This window comes from Arthrobacter sp. HMWF013 (assembly GCF_003061105.1).
GTDB lineage: Bacteria > Actinomycetota > Actinomycetes > Actinomycetales > Micrococcaceae > Arthrobacter.
On the sequence record NZ_QAIQ01000200.1, the window covers coordinates 1 to 2,704 of the forward strand.

The following is a 2,704-nucleotide window of genomic DNA, read 5'->3' on the forward strand; positions in this document are numbered from 1 at the left end:
TTCGGCAACGGCGCTGGCCGGACCCATCGGCTTCGTGGGACTGGTCGTTCCGCACGCCGTCCGCTCCGTGACGGGTCCTGACTACCGCTGGATCCTGCCGTTCTCCCTGGTTCTGGCCCCGGTGCTGCTCCTCGGCTCCGATATCGTTGGCCGCGTCATCCTGCTCCCCGGCGAGGTCCCGGCCGGCATCATGACGGCCCTCATCGGCGCACCGGTCTTCGTCTGGCTGATCCGCCGCGGGAAAGGGGCCGGGCTGTGAAACTCACCGAAACCGTCCCCAAACCCCCCGTTGCCCTGTCACTTCCGGCCGTCAAAACCGGGTTTTGGCGACCAAAAGTGAAAGCGCAAGGTTGGCGGACAGGGCTTCTGGCGGCCGGCGTCGTCCTCCTGTTTGGCGTCTACGTCCTGCTCGGCAGCTACACCGTGACCATCCCGGACTTTTTCAAGATCGTCATCGCCCACCTGACAGGCGGCGAACGGATCCCCGGCGCCAGCTTCATCGTGATGGAGAACAAGCTGCCCCGGGCCGTGATCGGGACCATGATCGGGGTGGCCTTCGGCCTGGCCGGCGGACTGTTCCAGACCATGCTCCGCAACCCGCTGGCCAGCCCCGATGTGATCGGCATCAGCTACGGCGCCAGCGCTGCAGCAGTCACGGCCCTCGTGGTCTTCGGCGCATCCGGCGCGGCAGTTTCCGGAGCCGCTTTGGCAGGAGCCCTCGGAGTGGCAGCCGTCATCTGCGCCATTTCCCGCGGCGGATCACTCGGCTCCGGCGGCGGCAACCGTGGAAACGCTGCCGGAAACCGGCTGATCCTGGCAGGCGTAGGCATCGCCGCCGCCCTGCACGCAGTGGTCAACTTCCTGATGACCCGCGCGGACATCCGCACCGCAGCCGATGCACTCGTCTGGCTCAACGGGTCCCTCAACTCCGCCAACTGGGACCGGGCCACGATGCTGTCCCTGGCGCTCCTGGTTCTGATTCCGGCCGTCATCGCCCTCGCCGGCCCGCTCCGCATCCTGGAACTCGGCGACGACGCCGCGGCCGGACTGGGCATCCGCGTCGGCTTCACCCGCCTCGCCGTGGTGGTCACGGCAGTATCGCTGGCAGCGGTGGCGACGGCGGCAGCAGGCCCGGTCGCTTTCGTCGCCTTCCTCGCCGGTCCCATCGCCCGGCGCGTCACGAACAAAGCCAGCCTGCCGGCGTCGGCCCTTGTTGGGGCGCTCATTGTCCTGGCGGCCGATTACTTCGCCGCCAACATTGCCCCCCTGCTGCTGGACGGCACCGTGCTGCCCGTCGGCGTCATCACCGGCGCGCTCGGTGCCCCGTTCCTGCTGTGGCTCCTGGTCACGGCCAACCGGAAGGATGCCTGACATGGCTGTTCTCAGCGCCAAGGACCTCACGCTGAAATACGATCAGCGCTGCGTGGTGGACGGCCTCACGGCTGATATCCCCGAGGGCAAGGTGACCATGATCGTGGGCGCCAACGCCTGCGGCAAGTCCACGCTGCTCCGCGGACTGTCCCGCCTGCTCAAGCCTGCTGCCGGAGCGGTCACGCTGGACGGGAAGGACATCCACTCCCGCCCCGCCCGCGAACTGGCCCGCACCCTGGGACTCCTCCCGCAGCACCCCACCGCGCCGGACGGCATTGCCGTCCGCGACCTTGTGGGGCGCGGGCGGTACCCGCACCAGGGCTTCTTCCGGAGCTGGAGCCCGGAGGACGACGCCGCCGTGCAGCGCGCGCTCGAAGCGACCGAAACGCTGGACCTCGCCGATCGGAACGTCGACGAGCTCTCCGGCGGACAGCGCCAGCGCGTCTGGATCGCCATGGCACTGGCACAGGAAACGGAGGTCCTCCTGCTGGACGAGCCCACCACCTACCTGGACCTGGCCCACCAGGTGGAAGTCCTGGACCTCGTCACGGACCTGAACCGCAAACGCGGCACCACCGTGGCCATCGTCCTGCACGACCTGAACCTGGCGGCACGCTACGCGGACCACGTCATCGCCATGAAGAACGGCGCAGTTGTTGCCCTCGGCGATCCCTCTGCTGTTGTTACCGAGGAGCTGGTCCGCAGCGTCTTCGGCCTCGAATCCCGGGTGATCCCTGATCCGGTCTCAGGCACGCCACTGATCATTCCCATCGGACGCCACCACATCACCGCCACTGAATTGGAGCTCGTTTCATGAAGACCCGCGATATTGCCGCCACTGAGCCCATGACCCTGGCCTTCGAGGTCACCGTATCCTCCGTGCAGGAGCTGAGCCCCAACTTCCGCCGGATCACCTTCGGCGGGTACTGCCTGCGTGACTTCGGCGTGAACGGCGACACCCTGGACCTGCGGATCAAGCTGATGATCCCCTCCCTCGCGGACGATGGCACGGAGATCCCCCTGCCCGCCTTCGAGATGGCGCAGTCCGGCTGGTACCAGGAATGGCTGGCCATGGACCCTGCCGTCCGCGGCTCCATGCGCACCTACACCGTCCGTGGATCGCGGCTGGACTCGGTCTACCCCGAGATCGACGTCGATTTCGTCATGCACTTTGATGCGGAGGGCAACGGCGGTCCGGCCGCCAACTGGGCCCTCAACGCCAAACCGGGCGATTCCATCACCATCATCGGCCCCAACAACCGCGCCGCCCAGTGCTACACCGCAGAGATCTACGGCGGGATCGAGTGGCGGCCCGGAATGGCCCAGCGTGTCC

Annotated in this window: 4 protein-coding genes; all 4 read left to right on the forward strand. The window is 67.6% G+C overall.

Annotated features, from left to right (window positions below; all coding sequences use genetic code 11):
* A partial coding sequence (locus DBR22_RS08570; RefSeq protein WP_146187437.1) for an iron chelate uptake ABC transporter family permease subunit occupies nucleotides 1-259 on the forward strand: 259 nt, incomplete at its 5' end.
* Between the two features lie 77 nt (nucleotides 260-336).
* A complete protein-coding gene (locus tag DBR22_RS08575) occupies nucleotides 337-1,371 on the forward strand; it encodes a FecCD family ABC transporter permease (protein WP_258229101.1) in 1,035 nt (344 codons plus the stop codon).
* A 1-nt stretch (nucleotide 1,372) separates the two neighbouring features.
* Entirely contained in the window at nucleotides 1,373-2,188 is an 816-nt protein-coding gene (locus DBR22_RS08580) for an ABC transporter ATP-binding protein (protein WP_108598668.1), read from the forward strand.
* The coding region (locus tag DBR22_RS24410) for a siderophore-interacting protein (RefSeq protein ID WP_258229102.1) at nucleotides 2,185-2,704 on the forward strand (520 nt) is incomplete at its 3' end. The genes DBR22_RS08580 and DBR22_RS24410, both read left to right, overlap by 4 nt.

What these genes read in the sequence shown, in the direction of transcription:
- DBR22_RS08580 (WP_108598668.1), top strand. Translation starts at nt 1,373, where the DNA reads ATGGCTGTTCTCAGCGCCAAGGACCTCACGCTGAAATACGATCAGCGC.